At 63.6% G+C, this 21,854-nt stretch carries 25 protein-coding genes and 1 tRNA gene; 23 read left to right on the plus strand and 3 right to left on the minus strand.

Annotated elements, in window-relative coordinates; all coding sequences use genetic code 11:
- Positions 1 to 136 precede the first annotated feature (136 nt).
- Positions 137 to 637 carry a type VI secretion system amidase effector protein Tae4 gene (locus tag B4M43_RS00270; RefSeq protein ID WP_296263009.1) on the plus strand — a complete coding sequence of 167 codons (501 nt, stop codon included), beginning with the start codon at positions 137 to 139 and terminating at the stop codon, positions 635 to 637.
- Complete coding sequence (locus B4M43_RS00275) at positions 637 to 1,065, plus strand: type VI secretion system amidase immunity protein Tai4 (protein ID WP_296263011.1); 429 nt, start codon at positions 637 to 639, stop codon at positions 1,063 to 1,065. The genes B4M43_RS00270 and B4M43_RS00275 overlap by 1 nt, the downstream gene beginning before the upstream one ends.
- 211 nt (positions 1,066 to 1,276) lie before the next feature.
- On the opposite strand, the gene B4M43_RS00280 is transcribed toward B4M43_RS00275, so the two are convergent.
- Positions 1,277 to 1,361, minus strand: a tRNA-Leu gene (locus tag B4M43_RS00280).
- A gap of 107 nt (positions 1,362 to 1,468) precedes the next feature.
- Here B4M43_RS00280 and queA point away from each other — a divergent pair.
- From queA to B4M43_RS00310, 6 genes are all read left to right on the plus strand, one after another.
- Entirely contained in the window at positions 1,469 to 2,518 is a 1,050-nt protein-coding gene (gene queA, locus B4M43_RS00285) for a tRNA preQ1(34) S-adenosylmethionine ribosyltransferase-isomerase QueA (RefSeq protein ID WP_296263012.1), read from the plus strand.
- 14 nt (positions 2,519 to 2,532) lie between these two features.
- Positions 2,533 to 3,648, plus strand: coding sequence for a tRNA guanosine(34) transglycosylase Tgt (gene tgt, locus B4M43_RS00290; RefSeq protein ID WP_296263599.1), 1,116 nt, complete (start codon positions 2,533 to 2,535; stop codon positions 3,646 to 3,648).
- 59 nt (positions 3,649 to 3,707) lie between these two features.
- Complete coding sequence (gene yajC / locus B4M43_RS00295; RefSeq protein ID WP_028695973.1) at positions 3,708 to 4,040, plus strand: preprotein translocase subunit YajC; 333 nt, start codon at positions 3,708 to 3,710, stop codon at positions 4,038 to 4,040.
- 62 nt (positions 4,041 to 4,102) lie between these two features.
- The gene (gene secD, locus B4M43_RS00300; RefSeq protein ID WP_296263017.1) at positions 4,103 to 5,965 is read left to right on the plus strand and encodes a protein translocase subunit SecD; all 1,863 of its coding nucleotides are present in this window, start codon (positions 4,103 to 4,105) and stop codon (positions 5,963 to 5,965) included.
- A 10-nt stretch (positions 5,966 to 5,975) separates the two neighbouring features.
- On the plus strand, positions 5,976 to 6,884 hold the full coding sequence (gene secF / locus B4M43_RS00305; RefSeq protein ID WP_296263019.1) for a protein translocase subunit SecF: 909 nt from the start codon (positions 5,976 to 5,978) through the stop codon (positions 6,882 to 6,884).
- A 121-nt stretch (positions 6,885 to 7,005) separates the two neighbouring features.
- On the plus strand, positions 7,006 to 7,554 hold the full coding sequence (locus tag B4M43_RS00310) for a glycine zipper 2TM domain-containing protein (protein ID WP_296263021.1): 549 nt from the start codon (positions 7,006 to 7,008) through the stop codon (positions 7,552 to 7,554).
- A 172-nt stretch (positions 7,555 to 7,726) separates the two neighbouring features.
- On the opposite strand, the gene B4M43_RS00315 is transcribed toward B4M43_RS00310, so the two are convergent.
- Together B4M43_RS00315 and suhB are read right to left on the minus strand one after the other, a co-directional pair.
- Positions 7,727 to 8,788, minus strand: a complete 1,062-nt coding sequence (locus B4M43_RS00315) for an SDR family oxidoreductase (protein ID WP_296263023.1) — start codon at positions 8,786 to 8,788, stop codon at positions 7,727 to 7,729.
- Positions 8,789 to 9,045: 257 nt separating this feature from the next.
- Positions 9,046 to 9,864, minus strand: a complete 819-nt coding sequence (suhB, locus tag B4M43_RS00320) for an inositol-phosphate phosphatase (protein WP_296263025.1) — start codon at positions 9,862 to 9,864, stop codon at positions 9,046 to 9,048.
- 150 nt (positions 9,865 to 10,014) lie between these two features.
- Between suhB and trmJ the strand changes: the two genes are divergently transcribed.
- The 15 genes from trmJ to ispG all read left to right on the plus strand — a co-directional run bounded on the left by trmJ (position 10,015) and on the right by ispG (position 21,831).
- On the plus strand, positions 10,015 to 10,773 hold the full coding sequence (trmJ, locus tag B4M43_RS00325) for a tRNA (cytosine(32)/uridine(32)-2'-O)-methyltransferase TrmJ (RefSeq protein ID WP_296263027.1): 759 nt from the start codon (positions 10,015 to 10,017) through the stop codon (positions 10,771 to 10,773).
- 6 nt (positions 10,774 to 10,779) lie between these two features.
- Complete coding sequence (cysE, locus tag B4M43_RS00330; protein WP_296263029.1) at positions 10,780 to 11,568, plus strand: serine O-acetyltransferase; 789 nt, start codon at positions 10,780 to 10,782, stop codon at positions 11,566 to 11,568.
- 166 nt (positions 11,569 to 11,734) lie between these two features.
- Positions 11,735 to 12,226, plus strand: coding sequence for a Fe-S cluster assembly transcriptional regulator IscR (iscR, locus tag B4M43_RS00335; protein ID WP_296263030.1), 492 nt, complete (start codon positions 11,735 to 11,737; stop codon positions 12,224 to 12,226).
- A 42-nt stretch (positions 12,227 to 12,268) separates the two neighbouring features.
- Positions 12,269 to 13,483 carry an IscS subfamily cysteine desulfurase gene (locus B4M43_RS00340; protein WP_296263031.1) on the plus strand — a complete coding sequence of 405 codons (1,215 nt, stop codon included), beginning with the start codon at positions 12,269 to 12,271 and terminating at the stop codon, positions 13,481 to 13,483.
- 47 nt (positions 13,484 to 13,530) lie between these two features.
- Positions 13,531 to 13,917: a Fe-S cluster assembly scaffold IscU gene (gene iscU / locus B4M43_RS00345; RefSeq protein ID WP_296263032.1), complete on the plus strand. Its 387-nt coding sequence runs from the start codon at positions 13,531 to 13,533 to the stop codon at positions 13,915 to 13,917.
- A 42-nt stretch (positions 13,918 to 13,959) separates the two neighbouring features.
- Positions 13,960 to 14,283 carry an iron-sulfur cluster assembly protein IscA gene (iscA, locus tag B4M43_RS00350; protein ID WP_028695982.1) on the plus strand — a complete coding sequence of 108 codons (324 nt, stop codon included), beginning with the start codon at positions 13,960 to 13,962 and terminating at the stop codon, positions 14,281 to 14,283.
- 8 nt (positions 14,284 to 14,291) lie between these two features.
- Complete coding sequence (gene hscB, locus B4M43_RS00355) at positions 14,292 to 14,813, plus strand: co-chaperone HscB (RefSeq protein WP_296263035.1); 522 nt, start codon at positions 14,292 to 14,294, stop codon at positions 14,811 to 14,813.
- Between the two features lie 42 nt (positions 14,814 to 14,855).
- On the plus strand, positions 14,856 to 16,718 hold the full coding sequence (hscA, locus tag B4M43_RS00360) for a Fe-S protein assembly chaperone HscA (protein WP_296263038.1): 1,863 nt from the start codon (positions 14,856 to 14,858) through the stop codon (positions 16,716 to 16,718).
- Positions 16,719 to 16,721: 3 nt separating this feature from the next.
- Complete coding sequence (fdx, locus tag B4M43_RS00365; protein ID WP_296263039.1) at positions 16,722 to 17,063, plus strand: ISC system 2Fe-2S type ferredoxin; 342 nt, start codon at positions 16,722 to 16,724, stop codon at positions 17,061 to 17,063.
- Between the two features lie 10 nt (positions 17,064 to 17,073).
- Positions 17,074 to 17,274 (plus strand): Fe-S cluster assembly protein IscX, encoded by a 201-nt coding sequence (gene iscX / locus B4M43_RS00370; protein WP_296263040.1) that lies wholly within the window; start codon positions 17,074 to 17,076, stop codon positions 17,272 to 17,274.
- A gap of 88 nt (positions 17,275 to 17,362) precedes the next feature.
- Positions 17,363 to 17,788, plus strand: coding sequence for a nucleoside-diphosphate kinase (gene ndk / locus B4M43_RS00375; protein WP_296263042.1), 426 nt, complete (start codon positions 17,363 to 17,365; stop codon positions 17,786 to 17,788).
- Between the two features lie 28 nt (positions 17,789 to 17,816).
- Positions 17,817 to 18,962, plus strand: a complete 1,146-nt coding sequence (rlmN, locus tag B4M43_RS00380) for a 23S rRNA (adenine(2503)-C(2))-methyltransferase RlmN (RefSeq protein ID WP_296263044.1) — start codon at positions 17,817 to 17,819, stop codon at positions 18,960 to 18,962.
- A 14-nt stretch (positions 18,963 to 18,976) separates the two neighbouring features.
- A complete protein-coding gene (gene pilW, locus B4M43_RS00385; RefSeq protein WP_296263046.1) occupies positions 18,977 to 19,738 on the plus strand; it encodes a type IV pilus biogenesis/stability protein PilW in 762 nt (253 codons plus the stop codon).
- On the plus strand, positions 19,735 to 20,718 hold the full coding sequence (locus B4M43_RS00390) for a RodZ domain-containing protein (protein WP_296263047.1): 984 nt from the start codon (positions 19,735 to 19,737) through the stop codon (positions 20,716 to 20,718). Before pilW ends, B4M43_RS00390 begins: the two co-directional genes overlap by 4 nt.
- Positions 20,719 to 20,721: 3 nt before the next feature.
- Positions 20,722 to 21,831, plus strand: a complete 1,110-nt coding sequence (gene ispG, locus B4M43_RS00395) for a flavodoxin-dependent (E)-4-hydroxy-3-methylbut-2-enyl-diphosphate synthase (RefSeq protein ID WP_296263049.1) — start codon at positions 20,722 to 20,724, stop codon at positions 21,829 to 21,831.
- Positions 21,832 to 21,854 lie beyond the last annotated feature (23 nt).

A 21,854-nucleotide genomic window follows, 5' to 3' on the forward strand; every position in this document is an offset into this window, starting at 1 on the left:
CGCATGGCTTGCCGGTCTCTTGAACGCAGTGATAGATTTCCACGTGTCACGCGCATGGGGTCGTAGTAAGGAAGACCCGTTCTTGATGTCGTGTACTCCATTCGCCTTCATCAATGGTTTTCAGCAAGGATGAATAATGGCTAGGCCTTCTTTCGCAGCTGCTTGGGCGGCGTCTCAAAAAATCTACGATCCGGCCAACTCGGGGCTAAAGGTTGCCACCCTGATAGGAGGGTATGTCGAAAAAAATATCAATAATCCAGACCCCTCCCAGAAGTGGAGCAATACCTGCGCCGTGCGCATGAGCTACATCTTGAACCAGGCAGGGCTGACCATTCCCAAGATGCCGGGGCAGACGGTGTCAGGGGGAGACCAGCGGCAATATTTTTTCCGGGTGAAGAATCTGATCACGTTCCTGGAGTCCAGATGGGGCAAACCGGATGTGGTCAAATATCCCCCCACTGGCGGCGGCGCACTGTCTGGCAAAAGGGGTGTAGTCCTTTTTGAGGTGTCTGGCTGGGGTGACGCGCAAGGCCATGCGACGTTGTTCGACGGCACCACGTGTTACGACCATTGTTATTTCAATGAGCCAGGTGTCAACTATCGGACGGACCGGGCGAATTTCTGGAGCTTGATTTGATGAAAGGGTTCTTGGGTTTCCTGGCTTGTGCGCTGACCGCGCTGCCAGCCTTCGCAGCTGATGTTCACTCGTCCCCGCAAAGTATCGAGCGAAGCTACGGACAGAACTATAAGGACATGGTGTTCGCGACCTGCGTGGCAAACGCCTACGCAGATGACAAGGGTGCTTCGACCGATGCCGGAAGTAGTGTCAGCGCCTTGCGCGACTGGACGTACTACGACTTGGAGAAGAGTCCGGATAAGGTCAAAGCCTTGGTGAATGGTTATCTGGCCAGGGATTATAAAAATCCACTGGTCGAGGCTGAAGTCAAAGGTGTCCGGTTCGATTTCTTGAAGTGCCTGGATCTTTATCACAGCGAAGAACTGGATGCTCTCGCGAAGGAAGTGGTCCTCAACCCCGACCATACCTATAAGCAGGACAACCCTTAAGCCTCGGAACGGTGGCGGGCCCGCGCAAGCTTGATTGCTGGGTAGGCATCCATGCCTACATTTTTGGCGTTGCCCTCACATCGGCAAAGGCCGTAGCGATGGATTCGGCAGTTGCCCGAAGCACCGCAAAACGGCAGGCACAAAAAAACCGGCTCAGTGGCCGGTTTCTTCGTTGCTCCTGGCTTCCTGGGGAAGTTTGGAACGATGTACATGGTGCCCCGAGGGAGACTCGAACTCCCACTCCTTTCGAAAACGGATTTTGAATCCGCCGCGTCTACCAATTCCGCCATCAGGGCCAACGCGGCGCAGTATAGAGAGGCTCCGTCCGTCGGTCAATCGTGTTTCATAGTCAATTTTCACTCAGTGGGCTAAACTTCCCGGCTTTGTCGAACCGAACCTGATCATGCGCGTCGCCGATTTCTCCTTCGAACTCCCCGATTCCCTCATCGCTCGCCATCCGTTGGCCGAGCGCCACGGCAGCCGCCTGCTGGTCCTCGATGGGCCGAGCGGGGCGTTGGCGCATCGGCAATTCACCGATCTGCTCGAGTACCTGCGCCCGGGCGACCTGATGGTGTTCAACAACACCCGGGTGATTCCGGCGCGGCTGTTCGGCCAGAAAGCCTCCGGCGGCAAGCTGGAAGTGCTGGTCGAGCGCGTGCTCGACAGCCACCGCGTGCTGGCCCACGTGCGTGCCAGCAAGGCGCCCAAGGTCGGCACCCAGTTGCTGATCGACGGCGGCGGCGAGGCCGAGATGGTGGCGCGGCACGACACCTTGTTCGAGCTGCGTTTCGGCGAAGAGGTGCTGCCGCTGCTCGAGCGCGTCGGCCACATGCCGCTGCCGCCCTACATCGACCGCCCGGACGAAGGCGCCGATCGCGAGCGCTATCAGACTGTCTACGCTGAACGCGCCGGTGCCGTGGCCGCGCCTACCGCCGGCCTGCATTTCGACCAGGACCTACTGGCGCAGATCGCGGCCAAGGGCGTGGAACAGGCGTTCGTCACCCTGCACGTGGGCGCCGGCACCTTCCAGCCGGTGCGGGTCGACAAGATCGAAGACCACCACATGCACAAGGAATGGCTGGAAGTCGGCCAGGACGTGGTCGACGCCGTGGCCGCCTGCCGCGCGCGTGGCGGCCGTGTGGTGGCGGTGGGCACCACCAGCGTGCGCTCGCTGGAAAGCGCCGCGCGCGACGGCGTGCTCAAGGCCTTCAGCGGCGACACCGACATCTTCCTCTACCCCGGTCGGCCGTTCCACGTGGTCGACGCGCTGGTCACCAACTTCCATCTGCCCGAGTCCACGCTGCTGATGCTGGTCTCGGCCTTCGCCGGTTACCCCGAGACCATGGCCGCCTACGCGGCGGCGGTCGAACAGCGGTACCGCTTCTTCAGTTACGGTGATGCCATGTTCATCACCCGCAATCCGGCGCCGCGCGGCCCCGAGGATCAAGCATGACTCGCACCTGTCGAATGTCGTTCGAACTGCTGGCCACCGACGGCAAGGCCCGTCGCGGTCGGCTGACCTTCCCCCGTGGCACGGTCGAGACCCCGGCGTTCATGCCGGTGGGCACCTATGGCACGGTCAAGGGCATGCTGCCGCGGGACATCGAAGCCACCGGCGCCGAGATCATCCTGGGCAACACCTTCCACTTGTGGCTGCGCCCAGGCACCGAGGTGGTCAAGAAGCATAACGGCCTGCACGATTTCATGCAGTGGAAAGGGCCGATTCTGACCGACTCGGGCGGCTTCCAGGTGTTCAGCCTGGGCGCCATGCGCAAGATCAAGGAAGAGGGCGTGACCTTCGCCTCGCCGGTCGACGGCTCGAAGGTGTTCATGGGCCCGGAAGAATCCATGCAGGTGCAGCGCGACCTGGGCTCGGACATCGTCATGATCTTCGACGAGTGCACGCCGTACCCGGCCGAGCACGACGTGGCGCGCACCTCGATGGAGCTGTCGCTGCGCTGGGCGCAGCGCTCGAAGAATGCCCATGCCGACAACACTGCGGCGCTGTTCGGCATCGTCCAGGGCGGTATGCACGAGGACTTGCGCATGCGCTCGCTCGAGGGCCTGGACAAGATCGGTTTCGACGGCCTGGCCATCGGCGGCTTGTCGGTGGGTGAGCCCAAGCACGAAATGATCAAGGTGCTCGACTACCTGCCGGGTCAGATGCCCGCTGACAAACCTCGTTACCTTATGGGGGTGGGCAAACCCGAAGATCTTGTGGAGGGTGTGCGCCGCGGCGTCGACATGTTCGACTGCGTGATGCCCACGCGCAATGCGCGCAACGGCCATCTGTTCATCGACACCGGCGTGATCAAGATTCGCAACGCGTTCCATCGCCACGATGAATCGCCACTGGACCCGACCTGCGATTGCTACACCTGCAGCAACTTCTCCCGCGCCTATCTGCACCACCTGGACAAGTGCGGGGAAATGCTCAGCAGCATGTTGAATACGATCCACAACTTGCGCCATTACCAGCGCCTGATGGCTGGTTTGCGCGAGGCTATTCAACAGGGTAAATTGGCCGCCTTTGTCGACGCCTTCTACGCCAAGCGCGGGCTTCCCGTGCCGCCTTTGGACTAAGTGTTCTTCACCGAATTGCAAACCCCGTCTTTGCATAACGCTAGCAACTGGAGTGTCACATGAGCTTTCTGATTCCCGCCGCCTACGCGGACGCCGCAGCACCTGCCGCTGCCGGCCCCGCTGGTTTTGAGTGGATCTTCCTGGTCGGCTTCCTGGTCATCTTCTACTTGATGATCTGGCGTCCACAGGCCAAACGCGCCAAAGAGCAAAAGAACCTGCTGGGCAACTTGCAGAAAGGCGACGAAGTTGTCACCAACGGCGGTATCGCCGGCAAGATCGTCAAAGTGTCCGATGACTTCGTGGTGCTGGAAGTGTCCGATACCGTCGAACTGAAGTTCCAGAAGGGCGCCATCGCGGCCACCCTGCCCAAAGGTACGCTCAAGGCGATCTGAGGCAGCGATTTTTTTTCCAGTCGGGGCGCGCAACGCGCCCCGCGTCTTGAACGGGCGGCGTGATGCTGAACAAATACCCTCTGTGGAAATACGCACTGATCGTGCTGGTACTGGCGATCGGTTTCATTTATTCCGCTCCCAACCTCTACCCGGACGATCCGGCCGTGCAGATCAGCGGTGCCAGCTCGGCGCTGCAGGTCAACCAGGCCGACCTGGATCGCGTGAGCAAAGCACTGACCGAAGCCGGTATCGCGGTCAAGGGCGCCAGCCTGGGTGAAAAGGGCAGCGGCCTGATCCGCCTGAGCGATCAGGAAGCGCAACTGCCGGCCAAGGATGTGGTGCGCAAGACCCTCGGCGACGACTACGTCGTGGCCCTGAACCTGGCGCAGACCACCCCGCAGTGGTTGCGCAAGATCGGCGCAAGCCCCATGAAGTTGGGCTTGGACCTGTCCGGTGGTGTGCACTTCCTGTTGGAAGTGGACATGGACAAGGCCATGAGCGCGCGCATGAAGGTCTACGAAGGCGAAGTGAAGACCTTGCTGCGCAAGGAACGCATCCGCTACCGCAGCCTGCCGCAACAAGACGGCGGCATCATGCTCGGCTTTGCCGACGACGCCACCCGCGAACAGGCCCGCAGCCTGGTCCGCAAGAATTTCAACGATTTCGACCTGACCACCTCCGAGCGTAACGACCTCGCCGTGCTGCGCCTGGCGCTGACCCAGGCCAAGGTCACCGAAATCCGTGAATACTCGATTCGTCAGAACCTCACCACCGTGCGCAACCGGGTCAACGAACTCGGCGTCGCCGAGCCGCTGGTGCAGCGCCAAGGCGCCAACCGCATCGTGGTCGAGCTGCCGGGCGTGCAGGACACCGCCGAAGCCAAGCGCATCCTCGGCAAGACCGCCAACCTGGAGTTCCGCTTCGGTGCCGAGCCCGGCGCGTCGCGGGCCACCAGCGAAGTGTTCGAGTTCCGCGAGGGCGGCCGTTCGGCGCCGGTCGAGCGCGGTCTGATCATCACCGGTGACCAGGTCACCGATGCCCAGGCCAGCTTCGACGAGCACGGCCGTCCGCAGGTCAATATCCGTCTCGACGGCCATGGCGGCGAACTGATGAGCCGCGCCACGCGCAGCAACGTCGGGCGCAGCATGGCGGTGATCTTCATCGAGCAGAAGCCGACCACCCGCTACGTCAAGCAGACGGTCGACGGCGTCGAGAAGGAAGTGCCGGTCCAGAGCTTCCAGGAAGAGAAGAAGATCATCAGCCTGGCGACCATCCAGTCGCCGCTGGGTAGCCAGTTCCGCATCACCGGGCTCAACGGCCAGGGCGAATCGTCCGAGCTGGCCCTGCTGCTGCGTGCCGGTGGCCTGGCCGCGCCGATGTACTTCGCCGAAGAGCGCACCATCGGTCCGAGCCTGGGTGCCGACAACATCACCAAGGGTATCGATGCGTCGCTGTGGGGCATGCTCTTCGTCTCGCTGTTCATCATCGCCATCTACCGCGGCTTCGGCGTGATCGCCACCATCGCCCTGGCGGGCAACATGGTGCTGCTGCTGGCGCTGATGTCCTTGCTGGGGGCCACGCTGACCCTGCCGGGCATCGCCGGTATCGTCCTGACCATGGGCATGGCGGTCGACGCCAACGTGCTGATCTTCTCGCGTATCCGCGAGGAGCTGAAGAACGGCATGTCGGCCCAGCGCGCCATCCACGAAGGCTTCAACCGTGCCTACACCGCGATCATCGACGCCAACCTGACCAGCCTGCTGGTGGGCGGTATCCTGTTCGCCATGGGTACCGGCCCGGTCAAGGGCTTCGCGGTCACCATGTCCCTCGGGATTTTCACCTCGATGTTCACCGCCATCATGGTGACCCGCGCCATGGTCAACCTGACCTGCGGCGGGCGTGACATCAAGAAGCTGTGGGTCTGAGGGAATAACCATGAAAACCATCAACTTCATGGGCGTGCGCAACAGCGCGTTCGCCATCACCGTACTGCTCACCGTGCTGGCGCTGTTCAGCTGGTGGCAGAAGGGTCTGAACTTCGGCCTGGACTTCACCGGCGGTACGCTGATCGAGCTGAATTACGAGCGTCCGGCCGACCTGAAAGCCGTGCGTGAAGAACTCAACAGCTCGGGCTTCCACGAAGCCATCGTGCAGAGTTTCGGTGCCACTACCGAGCTGCTGGTGCGTATGCCCGGCGACGATCCGCAACTGGGCAGCAAAGTGGCCGAGGCTTTGAAGAAGGCCGGCGGCGACAACCCGGCCACCCTCAAGCGCGTCGAGTTCGTCGGCCCGCAGGTGGGTGAAGAGCTGCGCGACCAGGGCGGCCTGGGCATGCTCCTGGCGCTCGGCGGCATCCTCATCTACCTGGCTTTCCGTTTCCAGTGGAAGTTCGCGGTCGGTGCGATCATCTCGCTGATCCACGACGTGGTGGTGACCTTGGGCATCCTGTCGTTCTTCCAGATCACCTTCGACCTCACCGTGCTGGCGGCGGTCCTGGCGATCATCGGTTACTCGCTCAACGACACCATCGTGGTGTTCGACCGGGTGCGGGAGAACTTCCGGGTCATGCGCAAGGCGTCGTTGATCGAGAACATCAACGTCTCGACCACCCAGACCCTGCTGCGCACCATCGCCACCTCGGTGTCGACCCTGCTGGCCATCGCCGCGCTGCTGTTCTTCGGTGGCGACAACCTGTTCGGCTTCTCCCTGGCGCTGTTCATCGGCGTATTGGCCGGAACCTACTCGTCGATCTACATCGCCAACGTGGTGCTGATCTGGCTGAACCTGAACAGCGAAGACCTGATCCCACCGGTCAAAGCTGAAGGTGTGGACGACCGCCCGTAAGGAAAAGTCCTACGCCATTGGGCGAAACGAAAGGCGCGAGTGTTGAACTCGCGCCTTTTTTTTTGCTCCAAGGCTGGGACAAGCGCGGGCGCGGACCCGCTGGATAGATCAGGAGGTTCACGTGAACAAATCAATGCTGGTAGGGACGGTGCTGGGTGCCGTGGCGGTGACGGCCGGTGGGGCGTTTGCTACCTACAGCTTGGTCAACAAAGGCCCGGAGTACGCTCAGGTGACCGACGTGCAGCCCATCAAGCAGCAGATCAAGACGCCGCGTGAAGTGTGCAAGGATGTGACCGTGACGCGCCAGGCGCCGGTCAAGGACCAGCACCAGATTGCCGGCACGGTGGTCGGCGCATTGGCGGGCGGTCTGCTGGGCAACCAAGTGGGTGGCGGCACCGGCAAGAAGCTGGCCACCGTGGCCGGTGCGGTGGGCGGTGGTTACGCAGGCAACAAGGTGCAGGAAGGCATGCAGCGTCGCGACACCTACACCACCACGCAAACCCGCTGCAACACGGTCAACGACATCAGCGACAAGGTGGTGGGCTACAACGTCAAGTACACCATCGGCGACCAGGCCGGGCAGATCAAGATGGACCGCGACCCCGGTTCGAGCATTCCGTTGGACAAGAATGGCAAGCTGGTCTTGAGCCAGGCGCAGCCGGGGCAGTGAGGCGATTGGCGGGGTCGCCGGTAAGCACTGATTGAAGGCGATGCGCTGCCTCTAGTCCCTGTGCCCATCATGGCATCGAATCAAAAATCCGACCCCCTTCAGGGTGTCGGATTTTTTTTGCTTGGGTGTCAGCGGTGGCGACGGACCAGGCCGATCCGCCGGGCCGCATCGTTCAAGGAATCAGCTGTTCCCTGCGCAGCCGGTCGAAGGCATCGAAGAAGGCCCGATCGCTGGCCTGATAGCCGGTGAAGCCTAGCAGGCGGCTCTTCGACATGTCCGTCACCACCTCGATCGGCCTGCCGAGGTCGGCGTCGGTGTGCCACGGCGAGATCAGGCGAGCGATGTCGCTTTCCTTCAGGCCATGTTCGGCCGCCAGTTGCGTCCAGGCGCGTTGGTCGTCGGCCATCTGCGTTTCCAGCGGGGCAGGAGAGGCTGGGAAGTCCGCAGCAGGGATGTCGAAGTACTCGGCGATCCGGCTCCACATCCACTTCCAGCGAAACACGTCGCCGTTGGTGATGTTGAAGGCCTGGTCTGCAGCCGAGGGCGTAGTAGCGGCCCACAGCAGTTGGCTGGCCAGCTGCCGGGCGTCGGTCATGTCGGTCAGGCTGTCCCACTGCACGCGCGAACCGGGGAACACGAACGGCCGGCCGGTGTGCTTACAGATCGAGGCATACACCGCCAGGGTGGTGGCCATGTTCATGGCATTGCCCACGGCCACGCCGATCACCGTGTGCGGGCGGTGCACGCTCCAGGTGAAGCCGTCCTGCTTGGCGGCGGCGAAGACTTCGTCTTCCTGGGCGTAGTAGAAGTTTTCCACATCCAGGCGGCCCTGCTCCTCACGGAACGGGGTCTGCGGCAGGGTGCCTTTGCCGTAGGCCTCGAAGGGGCCCAGGTAGTGCTTCAGACCCGTCACCAAAGCCACATGCTGCACGCTCTTGGCCGGACGCAGGGCGTCGAGCAGGTTGCGCACCATGGCGGCGTTGACACGGATGTTTTCCGCTTCCGTGGCCTGGCGCGACCAGGTGGTGATGAACACGTGGGTTGGGCGCAGATCGGCCAGCGCGTCGCGCACCGACTGCGGGTCTTGCAGGTCGGCCGCGACCGGTATCACGCCGGGCAGGGTGGACGGTTGGCGGGACAGGGCCGCGACCTGCCACTGGCTGTCCAGCAGCAATTGGGTGGTGGCGCTGCCGACGATGCCGCTGGCGCCTACGACTAATGCGAGTTGGGTCATGATGCTGTCCTGTAGGTGATCGTCATCGATTGCCTACAGGTGACCACCTATGGTCCGGCGGATTCCTTCGGATTGGCGGTGGGTTTCGGGAGGGTGGGCGAGAGTGCCCGGCAGCGTGCGGCTTGCCGAGTGAGTCTGGGGAAAGGGTCTGGAGGAGGAGTGGGCAAGGGGCTGCGGTGCAGCCCCGGCCGATGGGCCGAGGCACCGGGCCGCCGCGACCAGGTGGGCTTGGCGGGGGCTCGGTGCTGCGTGCCGACTTAGCGCTTCAGGTGCTCGGGCAAGTGCGGTTGGATGGCCGTGAGGATGGCCTTGAAGCACTTGATGTTGCCCGCCACGATGTGGCCCTTGTCGAGGAAGTCGTGGCCGCCGTTGAAGTCGCTGACCAGGCCGCCGGCCTCTTGGATCAGCAGCACGCCTGCGGCCATGTCCCATTCGGACAGGCCTGATTCCCAGAAGCCGTCGAAACGACCGGCCGCCACGTAGGCGAGGTCGAGGCTCGCGGCGCCGGCGCGGCGGATGCCTGCGGTTTGGCCGGTCAAGGCGCGGAACATGCCCATGTAGTTGTCGAGGTCGGCCATCTGGTCGTCGCGGAACGGGAAGCCGGTACCGAGCAGGGCCCCGTCGAGGCTGCTGCGCGAGCTGACCCGCAGGCGGCGACCGTTGACCTGGGCGCCACGGCCACGGCTGGCGGTGAACTCTTCCTGGCGAACCGGATCGACGATGACCGCGTGCTCCAGGCGACCACGGTATTTGCAGGCGATGCTGACAGCGAAGTGCGGAATGCCGCGCAGGAAGTTGGTGGTGCCATCGAGCGGGTCGATGATCCACAGGTAGTCCTTGCCGTCTTCGCCGCTGCCGGCGTGGAAACCGGTTTCCTCACCCTGGATCGAGTGGTTCGGGTAGGCCTTGCGCAGGGCTTTGACGATGGCGTCTTCGGCAGCGCGGTCAACCTCGGACACGTAGTCCTTGGCGCCCTTTTCGTCGACCTTGAGGCTGTCCAGGCGTTCGATGGAGCGGAAAATCAGTTCGCTGGCGCTGCGAGCGGCGCGCAGCGCGATATTCAGCATAGGCTGCATGGTCGGGTCACCTGGAATGTTAAAGAAGAAAGCCGGACATTCTATCAGAAATCCGCGTACGCAAAAGTGCCACGTTAGCCCGCGTGGCGTTGCCGGGGTCGCTTCTGTAAGATTGCTGCCCCCAAAACCCGCCACAGTGAGCACATCGCCTTGTTGCACAATATTCGTGTTGTTCTGGTCAATACCAGCCACCCCGGCAACATCGGCGGCGCTGCGCGTGCCATGAAAAACATGGGCCTGTCGCGCCTGGTGCTGGTGCAGCCCCGAGACTTCCCGTCCGAGCAGGCCAGTGCCCGTGCCTCGGGTGCCGACGATTTGCTGGCCGGCGCCGAAGTGGTCGACAGCCTGGAGCAGGCGCTGGTCGGCTGTAGCCTGGTGCTGGGCACCAGCGCCCGCGACCGCAGCCTGCCGTGGCCCATGCTCGACCCGCGCGAGTGCGGCGCCAAGGCCGTCGCGCAGGCCGCCGGCGGCGAGCAGATCGCCCTGGTGTTCGGCCGTGAGCATGCGGGGCTGACCAACGAAGAGCTGCAACGCTGCCACTTCCATGTGCACATCGCGTCCAATCCCGAGTTCAGCTCGCTGAACCTGGCCGCCGCCGTGCAAGTGCTCGCCTATGAGGTGCGTACCGCCTGGTTGGCGGCGCAGCAGGCGGCACCGGTCGCGGAGAAGGCCGACGCCAGCGAAGAGCCGGCGACCATGGACGAGATGGAGCGCTTCTACGAGCACCTGGAGCAGACCCTGGTGCAGATCGGTTTCCTCGATCCGGAAAAACCCCGGCATCTGATGGCGCGCCTGCGCCGCCTGTACGGGCGCAGCACGGTCAACCATTCGGAAATGAGCATCTTGCGCGGCATCCTCACCGAGACGCAGAAAGTCGCGCGCGGCGAGCCGCATAAACGGAAGGACTGAAAAGCCATGTTCGAACGCCTGCGTGAAGATATCCAGAGCGTGTTCCACCGCGACCCGGCCGCCCGCAACATGTTCGAGGTGCTGACCTGCTATCCCGGCATGCATGCCATCTGGCTGCACCGTGTCGGGCATGCCCTGTGGGTGCGCGACTGCAAGTGGCTGGCGCGCCTGGTGTCGAACTTCGGCCGCTGGATGACCGGCATCGAGATCCACCCCGGCGCCACCATCGGTCGCCGCTTCTTCATCGACCACGGCATGGGCATCGTCATCGGCGAAACCGCCGAGATCGGCGACGACGTCACCCTCTACCAGGGCGTGACCCTGGGCGGCACCAGCTGGAACAAGGGCAAGCGCCACCCGACCCTGGAAGACGGCGTGGTGGTCGGCGCCGGGGCCAAGGTGCTGGGGCCGTTCACGGTCGGCGCCGGGGCCAAGATCGGCTCCAACGCGGTGGTGACCAAGGCGGTGCCGGCCGGGGCCACGGCGGTGGGCATTCCGGGGCGCATCATCGTCAGGCCCGAAGAGGGCAGCGAGGTCGAGGCCAGGCGCAAGGCCATGGCCGAGAAGATCGGTTTCGACGCCTATGGGGTCAGCGGCGACATGCCCGACCCGGTGGCGCGCGCCATCGGCCAGATGCTCGACCACCTGCAGGCCGTGGACGAGCGCCTCGAAGGCATGTGCGGCGCCTTGACCAAGCTGGGCAGCGACTATAGCGGCAAAGCGTTGCCAGCCTTGCCCGAAGAGGATTTCGTCGAGCCTGCGGCCGCGACGCCCAGCGACATCGGGCCGCATTGATTTCGCCATGATGGCACCGCGGCGTGTGCACCTGCGCCGCGGTCTGCTACACTCGCGACCACTTCCCGAGCTAATCCCGACTAAAGCGCTAGGTCTTATAGTTGACTCAAATGCTCGGAAATAGCATAATTGCACTCATTCCGTAACTCCCGTGGTGCCCATAGCCATGCGACTCACAACCAAAGGCCGATACGCCGTAACCGCCATGCTCGACCTGGCGTTGCACGCGCAGCACGGGCCGGTGTCACTGGCTGATATCTCCGAGCGCCAAGGCATCTCGCTTTCCTACCTGGAGCAACTGTTCGCCAAATTGCGGCGCAACAGCCTGGTTTCCAGCGTTCGTGGCCCAGGTGGCGGCTATCAGCTGTCCCGTGCCATGGGAACGATCGAGGTGGCCCAGGTCATCGACGCCGTCAACGAGTCGGTCGACGCCACCCGCTGCCAGGGGCTTGGAGATTGTCATTCCGGTGATACCTGCCTGACCCACCACCTGTGGTGCGACCTCAGCCAGCAGATCCACACGTTCCTCAGTGGCATCAGCCTGGCCGACCTCGTCACGCGCCGCGAGGTGCAAGAAGTTGCCCATCGCCAGGACCTACGCCGTGTAGCGGGCCATAGCGCGCACATGGACAAGATTGAGACGTCCGCCGTCGACTGACCGTGACGACGAGCGACGCCAACGCCTGATAGGAGAGATTCAATGAAGTTGCCGATCTACCTCGATTACTCCGCGACCACCCCGGTCGATCCCCGTGTCGCCCAGAAAATGGTCGACTGCCTGACCATGGACGGCAACTTCGGGAACCCGGCCTCGCGCTCCCACGCCTTCGGCTGGCGCGCCGAGGAAGCGGTGGAAAACGCTCGCCGCCAGGTCGCCGAGCTGATCCACGCCGACCCGCGCGAAATCGTCTGGACCAGCGGTGCCACCGAGTCCGACAACCTGGCGATCAAAGGTGTGGCGCACTTCTACCAGACCAAGGGCAAGCACATCATCACCTCCAAGATCGAGCACAAGGCGGTCCTGGACACCACGCGCCAGCTGGAGCGTGAAGGCTTCGAGGTCACCTACCTCGAACCCGGCGCCGACGGCATCGTCACCCCGGCCATGGTCGAGGCGGTGCTGCGCGACGACACCATCCTGGTCTCGCTGATGCACGTGAACAACGAAGTCGGCTCGATCAACGACATCGCCGCCATCGGCGAACTGACCCGCTCGCGCGGCGTGCTGTTCCACGTCGATGCCGCGCAGTCGGCCGGCAAGGTCGAGATCGACCTGCAGAACATGAAAGTCGACCTGATGTCGTTCTCGGCGCACAAGGTCTACGGCCCCAAAGGCATCGGCGCGCTGTACGTCAGCCGCAAGCCGCGTGTCCGCCTCGAAGCCATGGTCCACGGCGGCGGTCACGAGCGCGGTATGCGTTCGGGCACCTTGCCGACCCACCAGATCGTCGGCATGGGCGAAGCCTTCGCCATCGCCAAGCAGGAAATGGCCAGCGAGAACGTCCGCGTCAAGGCGCTGAGCGATCGCTTCTTCAAGCAGGTCTCCGACCTCGAAGAGCTGTACATCAACGGCAGCCAGACCGCCCGCGTACCGCACAACCTGAACCTGAGCTTCAACTACGTCGAAGGCGAGTCGCTGCTGATGTCGCTCAAGGACATCGCCGTTTCTTCCGGTTCGGCCTGCACCTCCGCGTCGCTCGAGCCGTCCTACGTGCTGCGCGCGCTGGGCCGCAACGACGAGCTGGCACACAGCTCCATCCGCTTCTCCTTCGGGCGTTTCACCCAGGAAGAAGAGATCGACCACGCCGCGCAGCAGGTCTGCCAGGCCGTGAACAAGTTGCGCGAACTGTCGCCGCTGTGGGACATGTACAAAGACGGCGTCGACATCTCGAAGATCGAGTGGGCTGCCCACTAAGCAGCCGCCGGCAAGAGCGGCTCACCTGATGAAGAAGGAATTGCACCATGGCATACAGTGAAAAAGTCATCGACCATTACGAAAACCCACGTAACGTCGGCAAGATGAACGCTGAAGACCCCGATGTCGGCACCGGCATGGTCGGCGCCCCGGCGTGCGGCGACGTGATGCGTCTGCAGATCAAGGTCAACGAACAGGGCGTGATCGAAGACGCCAAGTTCAAGACCTACGGTTGCGGTTCGGCCATCGCTTCCAGCTCCCTGGCCACCGAGTGGATGAAAGGCAAGACCCTCGACGAAGCCGAGACCATCAAGAACACCCAGTTGGCCGAAGAGCTGGCGCTGCCGCCGGTCAAGATCCACTGTTCGGTACTCGCCGAGGACGCCATCAAGGCAGCCGTGCGCGACTACAAGCAGAAGAAAGGCCTGGTCTGAGCTACCTGTAGCCGACCACCGATGTTGAGGTAAGGAGTTTCGATGGCTATCAGCATGACAGAAGCCGCCGCCAACCATATCCGCCGCTCCCTCGACGGGCGCGGCAAGGGTGAGGGCATCCGCCTGGGCGTGCGCACCACCGGCTGCTCGGGCCTGGCCTACGTGCTCGAGTTCGTCGACGAACTGGCGGGCGAAGACCAAGTGTTCGAGAACCATGGCGTGAAGGTCATCATCGACCCGAAAAGCCTGGTCTACCTCGACGGCACCGAGCTCGATTTCGTCAAGGAAGGGTTGAACGAAGGCTTCAAGTTCAACAACCCCAACGTGCGCGGCGAATGTGGCTGCGGCGAAAGCTTCAATGTCTGAGGCCTGACGTGGGTACTGTCTGCCATTACGCGCTGTTCGACCTGCAGCCGGCCTTCCGCCTGGACCTCGACAAGCTGGCCGTTCGCTATCGCGAACTGGCCCGCGAGGTCCATCCCGACCGCTTCGCCGACGCTTCCGAGCGCGAGCGACGTGTCGCCCTGGAGAAATCCGCCGCCCTCAACGACGCCTACCAGACCCTGCGCAGTGCGCCACGCCGCGCCCGCTACCTGCTGGCCATCGGTGGTCACGAGGTGCCGCAGGAAGTCACGGTGCACGATCCCGAGTTCCTGCTTCAGCAGATGCAGTTGCGCGAAGAGCTCGAAGACCTGCAGGACGAGGCCGACATCGACGGCGTGGGCGCCTTCAAGCGCCGCCTCAAGCTCGCCCAGACCGCGCTCGACGACGAGTTCGCGCAGTGCTGGGACGTACCGGCCGAGCGCGAGCAGGCCGAGCGTCTGATGCGCCGCATGCAGTTCCTCGACAAGCTCTCCCAAGAAGTGCGCCAGCTCGAAGAGCGCCTCGACGATTAACCCGGCGTTACCCGTGATGACGCCTAAGGTATTCAGATAAGCATGGCCCTATTGCAGATCGCCGAACCCGGTCAGAGCCCCCAGCCGCACCAGCGCCGTCTGGCCGTGGGGATCGACCTGGGCACCACCAATTCCCTGGTAGCTGCCGTGCGCAGCGGTCGCAGCGAACCGCTGCCCGACGCCCAAGGCAACCTCATCCTGCCGTCGGCGGTGCGTTACCTCGAAGACCGCACCGAGGTGGGCCTGAGTGCCCGCGATGCGGCGCCCAGCGACCCATTCAACAGCATCCTGTCGGTCAAACGCCTGATGGGCCGCGGGCTGTCCGACGTCAAGCAGTTGGGCGAACAATTGCCTTACCGCTTCGTCGGCGGCGAGTCGCACATGCCGTTCATCGACACCGTGCAAGGCCCGAAAAGCCCTGTGCAGGTCTCGGCCGACATCCTCAAGGTGCTGCGCCTGCGCGCCGAAGAAAGCCTGGGCGGCGAGCTGGTCGGCGCGGTGATCACCGTGCCGGCCTATTTCGACGACGCCCAGCGCCAGGCCACCAAGGACGCTGCGCGTCTGGCCGGCCTCAACGTCTTGCGCCTGCTCAACGAGCCGACCGCCGCAGCCGTGGCCTATGGCTTGGACCAGAACGCCGAAGGCGTGGTGGCGATCTACGACCTGGGCGGCGGCACCTTCGACATTTCCATCCTGCGCCTGACCGCCGGCGTGTTCGAAGTGCTCGCCACCGGCGGTGACACGGCCTTGGGCGGCGACGATTTCGACCATGCCATCGCCGGTTGGATCATCGACCAGGCCGGGCTATCTGCCGATCTCGATCCGGCCACCCAGCGGCTGTTGCTGCAGACCGCGCGCCAGGCCAAGGAAGCGCTGACCGACCAGGCCAGTGTTTCGCTGGCCCACGGTGATTGGGCCGGCGAGCTGAGCCGCACCACGTTCGAAAGCCTCATCGAGCCGATGATTGCCATCAGCCTCAAAGCCTGCCGTCGCGCCATGCGCGACAGCGGCGTGGAGTTCGACGAAGTGCAGGCGGTGGTGATGGTCGGCGGTTCGACCCGCGTGCCGCGTGTGCGCGAAGCGGTGGGCGCGTTGTTCGGGCGTGAGCCGTTGACCTCCATCGACCCCGACCAGGTGGTCGCCATCGGCGCGGCCGTGCAGGCCGACACACTGGCCGGCAACCGCCGCGAAGGCGGCGAACTGCTGCTGCTCGACGTCATTCCGCTGTCGCTGGGGCTCGAGACCATGGGCGGCCTGATGGAGAAGGTGATTCCGCGCAACACCACCATTCCCGTGGCCCGCGCCCAGGAGTTCACCACCTACAAAGATGGCCAGTCGGCCATGATGATCCACGTCCTCCAAGGCGAGCGCGAGCTGATCAGCGACTGCCGTTCGTTGGCGCGCTTCGAGCTGCGCGGCATTCCGGCCATGGTGGCAGGCGCAGCGAAGATCCGCGTGACCTTCCAAGTGGATGCCGACGGCCTGCTCAGCGTGGCCGCGCGCGAACTCGGTTCGGGCGTGGAGGCGAGCATCCAGGTCAAGCCGTCGTATGGCCTGACCGACGGTGAAATCGCCCGCATGCTCACCGACTCCTTCGAGCACGCCGGCTCCGACCGCAACGCCCGCCAGTTGCGCGAGCACCAGGTCGATGCCGAGCGCTTGCTCGAAGCGGTACAAGGCGCCCTGGACGCCGATGGCGAGCGCCTGCTCAGCGCCGAAGAGCGCGAAGCCATCCAATTCCAGATGCAGGACCTACGTGATTTGCTGACCGGCACCGATGGCCCCGCCATTGAGCAACAGACCAAGCGTCTGTCGCAGGTGACCGATGCATTTGCCGCCCGTCGCCTTGATTCGACGGTCAAAGCCGCACTGGCCGGGCGCAACCTGAATGAGATCGAGGAGTAACCGATGCCGCTGGTGACATTCCTGCCGCATGAAAAGTTCTGTCCCGAGGGGCTGACCGTGGACGTGCCGTCCGGGACCAACATCCTGGAACTGGCCCACGAACACCATATCGAGATGGAAAGCGCCTGTGGCGGCGTCAAGGCCTGCACCACCTGCCATTGCGTCGTGCGCCAGGGCTTCGACTCCCTGGAGGAGGCCGACGAACTGGAAGAAGACATGCTCGACAAGGCCTGGGGCCTGGAGGCGCAGTCGCGCCTGGGTTGCCAGGTGGTGGTCGGCGACGAAGACCTGACCATCGAGATTCCCAAGTATTCGCTCAACCACGCCGCTGAAGCGCCGCATTGAGGAGTGCAACATGAGTCTGAAATGGGTTGATGTACTTGAGATCGCCATCCAGCTTGCGCAAAGCAAGCCGGAAGTCGATCCTCGTTACCTGAATTTCGTCAACCTGAGCCGTTGGGTGCAGGAATTGCCCGATTTCAGCGACGATCCGGCGCGTGGCGGCGAGAAGGTCCTGGAGGCCATTCAGGCGGCCTGGATCGAAGAAGCCGATTAGCGACACTTGCAGGTTAGGCAATGCCCTCGAACCCGCGTATAATTCGCGGGTTTAATTTTTCGTAACACTAAAACTTCTGGAGTTTTCCATGGCTGTTCAACGTACTTTCTCGATCATCAAGCCTGACGCCGTTGCCAAGAACGTGATCGGCAAGATCACCTCGCGCTTCGAAGAAGCCGGCCTGCGCGTGGTCGCGTCCAAGCTCAAGCAACTGTCCAAGGCCGAGGCCGAAGGCTTCTACGCCGAGCACAAAGAGCGCGGCTTCTTCGGTGACCTGGTTGCCTTCATGATCTCCGGTCCGGTCGTGGTCCAGGTGCTGGAAGGCGAAGACGCCATCGCCAAGAACCGTGAGCTGATGGGCGCCACCAACCCTAAAGAAGCCGCTGCCGGCACCATCCGCGCCGACTTCGCCGAGTCCATCGACGCCAACGCCGTCCACGGTTCGGACTCCGAAGCCGCTGCCGCTCGCGAAATCGCTTACTTCTTCGCTGCTACCGAGGTAACCGCTCGCTAAGCGAACGCTTACGAGTGAGGGTGAATCCATGACGACATCTGTTGGCAAAATCAACTTGCTGGGTCTGACCCAGCAGGAAATGGAACAGTTCTTCGATTCGATCGGAGAGAAGCGCTTCCGCGCCGGCCAGGTGATGAAATGGATTCACCACTTTGGCGTCGACGACTTCGCCGCCATGACGAACGTCGGCAAGGCCTTGCGCGAAAAGCTCGAGGCCGTTGCCGAAATTCGTGCGCCGGAAGTGGTCAGCGAAGACATTTCCGCAGACGGCACCCGCAAGTGGGTGATCCGCGTTGCCTCCGGCAGCTGCGTCGAGACCGTCTACATTCCCACCGACGATCGCGGCACCCTGTGCGTGTCGTCGCAAGCCGGTTGCGCCCTGGATTGCAGTTTCTGCTCCACCGGCAAGCAAGGCTTCAACAGCAACCTCACCGCCGCCGAAGTGATCGGTCAGGTGTGGCTTGCGAACAAATCCTTCGGCACCGTTCCGGCCAAAGTCGACCGCGCGATTACCAACGTGGTGATGATGGGCATGGGCGAGCCGTTGCTCAATTTCGACAATGTCATTGCCGCCATGAAGATCATGATGGACGATCTGGGCTATGGCATTTCCAAGCGTCGCGTCACCTTGTCCACTTCGGGCGTGGTGCCGATGATCGACGAACTGGCCAAGCACATCGACGTTTCGCTGGCGCTGTCGCTGCATGCGCCCAACGATGCGCTGCGCAACCAGTTGGTGCCGATCAACAAGAAGTACCCGTTGAAGATGCTGCTCGAGTCCTGCATGGGCTACATGTCCACCCTGGGCGGCAAGCGCGTGTTGACCATCGAGTACACGCTGCTCAAGGACGTCAATGACCAGCCCCAGCACGCCACCGAGATGATCGAGCTGCTGCGCGACGTACCGTGCAAGATCAACCTGATCCCCTTCAACCCATTCCCGCATTCGGGCTACGAACGGCCGAGCAACAACGCCATCCGCCGCTTCCAAGACCTGCTGCACCATGCCGGCTTCAACGTCACCACCCGCACCACGCGCGGTGAGGACATCGACGCGGCCTGTGGCCAGTTGGTCGGTCAGGTGATGGACCGCACCCGCCGCAGCGAGCGCTACATCGCCGTGCGCCAGGTGGCTGCCGACACCGAACTGTCAGACAACGCCGCGCGCCCCTGACGGACACTTCGCCCATGAGCCTGCGCGCCGTGCTGTCGATTCTTGGGTTTTCGCTGTTGGTCGGCTGCGTGTCGAGCGGCGCCGGCGATCCTCTGGCGACCCGCGAAGGGCGCGAGCGGGCTGTGCACGCCTACGTGCAGTTGGGCCTGGGCTATCTCCAGCAAGGCCTCGCCGAGCAGGCCAAGGCGCCGCTGAGCCGCGCCCTGGCCCTCGATGCCGGCAGTGCCGATGCCCATGCCGCCCTGGCGCTGGTGTTCCAGGCGCAGGGCGAACCGGCGCTGGCCCGCACGCATTTCGTCGAGGCTTTGAAGCAACGGCCCGGCGACACCCGAATCCGCAACAACTACGGCTCGTTTCTCTACGCCCAGGGTGATTTTCGCCAGGCCGAGCAGATGTTTCGCCAAGCGGCCGGCGATACCCTGTATCCTCAGCGCTCGCGAATCTACGAGAACCTCGGCCTGACCGCGCTCAGGCAAGGCGAGCGCCAGCAGGCGCAGGCGTATTTGCACAAAGCGCTGCAACTCGATCCCCGCCAGCCCAGGGCATTGTTGGAAATGGCTGAGTTGTCCTACGAAAACAGGCATTATGTGCCGGCTCGGGACTACTACCATCGTTTCAGCCAGCTGAGCGAGCCGGACGCCCGCAGCCTGCTGCTCGGGACGCGCCTGGGTCGAGTGTTTACCGAAGAGATCGATGCCGCCCACCTGGGGCAGCAACTACAACGCCTTTATCCGGGTACGCCGGAATATCAGCAATACGTGTCGGAGCAACGATGAACGCCGTGCATCCCGAAGCAGCATCAGCGACTCACCAGCATCCAGGGGATACCCTGCGCCAGGCCCGTGAGCAGCGTGGCTGGTCGCAGACCGAGGTCGCGCGCAGGCTCAACCTGACGGTCACGTCGCTGAACAACCTTGAAACCGGCGCCTTCGACAAGCTGCCGGGGCACACTTTCGCCCGTGGCTACATCCGCGCCTACGCCAAGTTGATGGACATGGACCAGGCCCCGCTGGTCGCCGCGTTCGACCAGGTCACCGGTTCCAACGCCAAAGGCAGCGACGTGCATTCGCTGGGCCGCATCGAAGAGCCGCGGCGCCTGTCGCAGAACATCCTGCGCGGCGTCAGCCTGCTGGTGCTGATCGCGGTGATCGGCGGCGGCTTCGTCTGGTGGCAGGACCAAGGCAGCCTGCGCGGCAAGGACCTGACCCAGATGGCCCTGGAGCACGTCGAGGTCGAGAGCGCCGACGGCACCACGCAGATCCATCCGCTCGACGAGCCCGAAGACCAGGCCGTCTCCGCGGCGCAGCAGCCCCAATCGACCGAGTTGGCGCTGCAACCGGCGCCAACCGAACAGACGGCGACCGAAGCGACAGCGCCGGCCGCCACCCCAAGCCAGCCTGCTGCCCCTCAGGCGCCGATCGTCGCTTCGACCGCGCCCAGCACCACGCCGGCAGCGCCTGCCCAAGCCACCGCATCCGTGCCTACCGCAGAAAGCGCCACTGCCGTGCCCGAAGGGGCGGGCAAGGTCGCCATCACCTTCGTGGCCGACTGCTGGACCCAGGTCACCGACGGCAACGGCAAGGTGCTGACCAGCTCGGTCAAGCGCAAGGGCGACACCCTCGAACTTAGCGGCAAGCCGCCGTTCGCCGTGCGCCTGGGCTTCGCCCGCGGCGCGCAGGTCAGCTACAACGGCCAGGCGGTCAACCTGGCACCGTTCACCAGTGGCGAGACCGCTCGCCTCAAGTTGGGACAGTAAGACATGCACGGTGAATCTCCGATCAAACGGCGCGAATCCCGGAAAATCTGGGTCGGCAACGTAGCGGTAGGCGGCGATGCGCCCATTGCCGTGCAGAGCATGACCAACACCGACACCAACGATGTCGCCGCCACCGTGGCGCAGATCCAGCGCCTGGTCGACGCCGGTGTGGACATCGTGCGGGTCTCGGTGCCGGACATGGACGCGGCCGAAGCCTTCGGCCGCATCAAGCAGCAGGTCAGCGTGCCCCTGGTCGCCGACATCCATTTCGACTACCGCATCGCCTTGCGCGTGGCCGAGCTGGGCGTCGATTGCCTGCGCATTAACCCGGGCAACATCGGCCGTGAAGATCGCGTACGCGCCGTGGTCGATGCCGCCCGCGACCGCGGCATCCCGATCCGCATCGGCGTCAACGCAGGTTCGCTGGAAAAAGACCTGCAGAAGAAGTACGGCGAGCCGACCCCAGCCGCGCTGGTCGAGTCGGCCCTGCGCCATGTCGAGCATCTCGACCGTCTGGATTTCCAGGACTTCAAGGTCAGCGTCAAGGCCTCCGACGTGTTCATGGCGGTCGATGCCTACCGGCAACTGGCCAAGCAGATCGTGCAACCCCTGCACCTGGGTATCACCGAAGCCGGCGGTCTGCGCTCGGGCACGGTGAAATCCGCCGTGGGCCTGGGTATGCTGCTGGCCGAAGGCATCGGCGACACCATCCGCATTTCCCTGGCGGCCGATCCGGTCGAGGAAGTGAAGGTCGGCTACGACATCCTCAAGTCCCTGCGCCTGCGCTCGCGTGGCATCAACTTCATCGCCTGCCCGAGCTGCTCGCGGCAGAACTTCGATGTGGTCAAGACCATGAACGACCTGGAAGGGCGCCTCGAAGACCTGCTGGTGCCGATGGACGTCGCCGTGATCGGCTGCGTGGTCAACGGCCCCGGCGAAGCCAAGGAAGCCCACGTGGGGTTGACTGGCGGCACGCCGAACCTGGTGTACATCGACGGCAAACCGTCGCAGAAGCTGGGCAACGACAACCTGGTCGATGAGCTGGAAAGGCTCATCCGCCAGAAAGCGGCCGAAAAGGCCGACGCCGACGCGGCACTGATCGCCCGTGGCTGAGAAACAGATTCGTAAGGACTTTC

Origin of the sequence: Pseudomonas sp. UBA6562 (assembly GCF_002434265.1) — a bacterium.
GTDB lineage: Bacteria > Pseudomonadota > Gammaproteobacteria > Pseudomonadales > Pseudomonadaceae > Aquipseudomonas.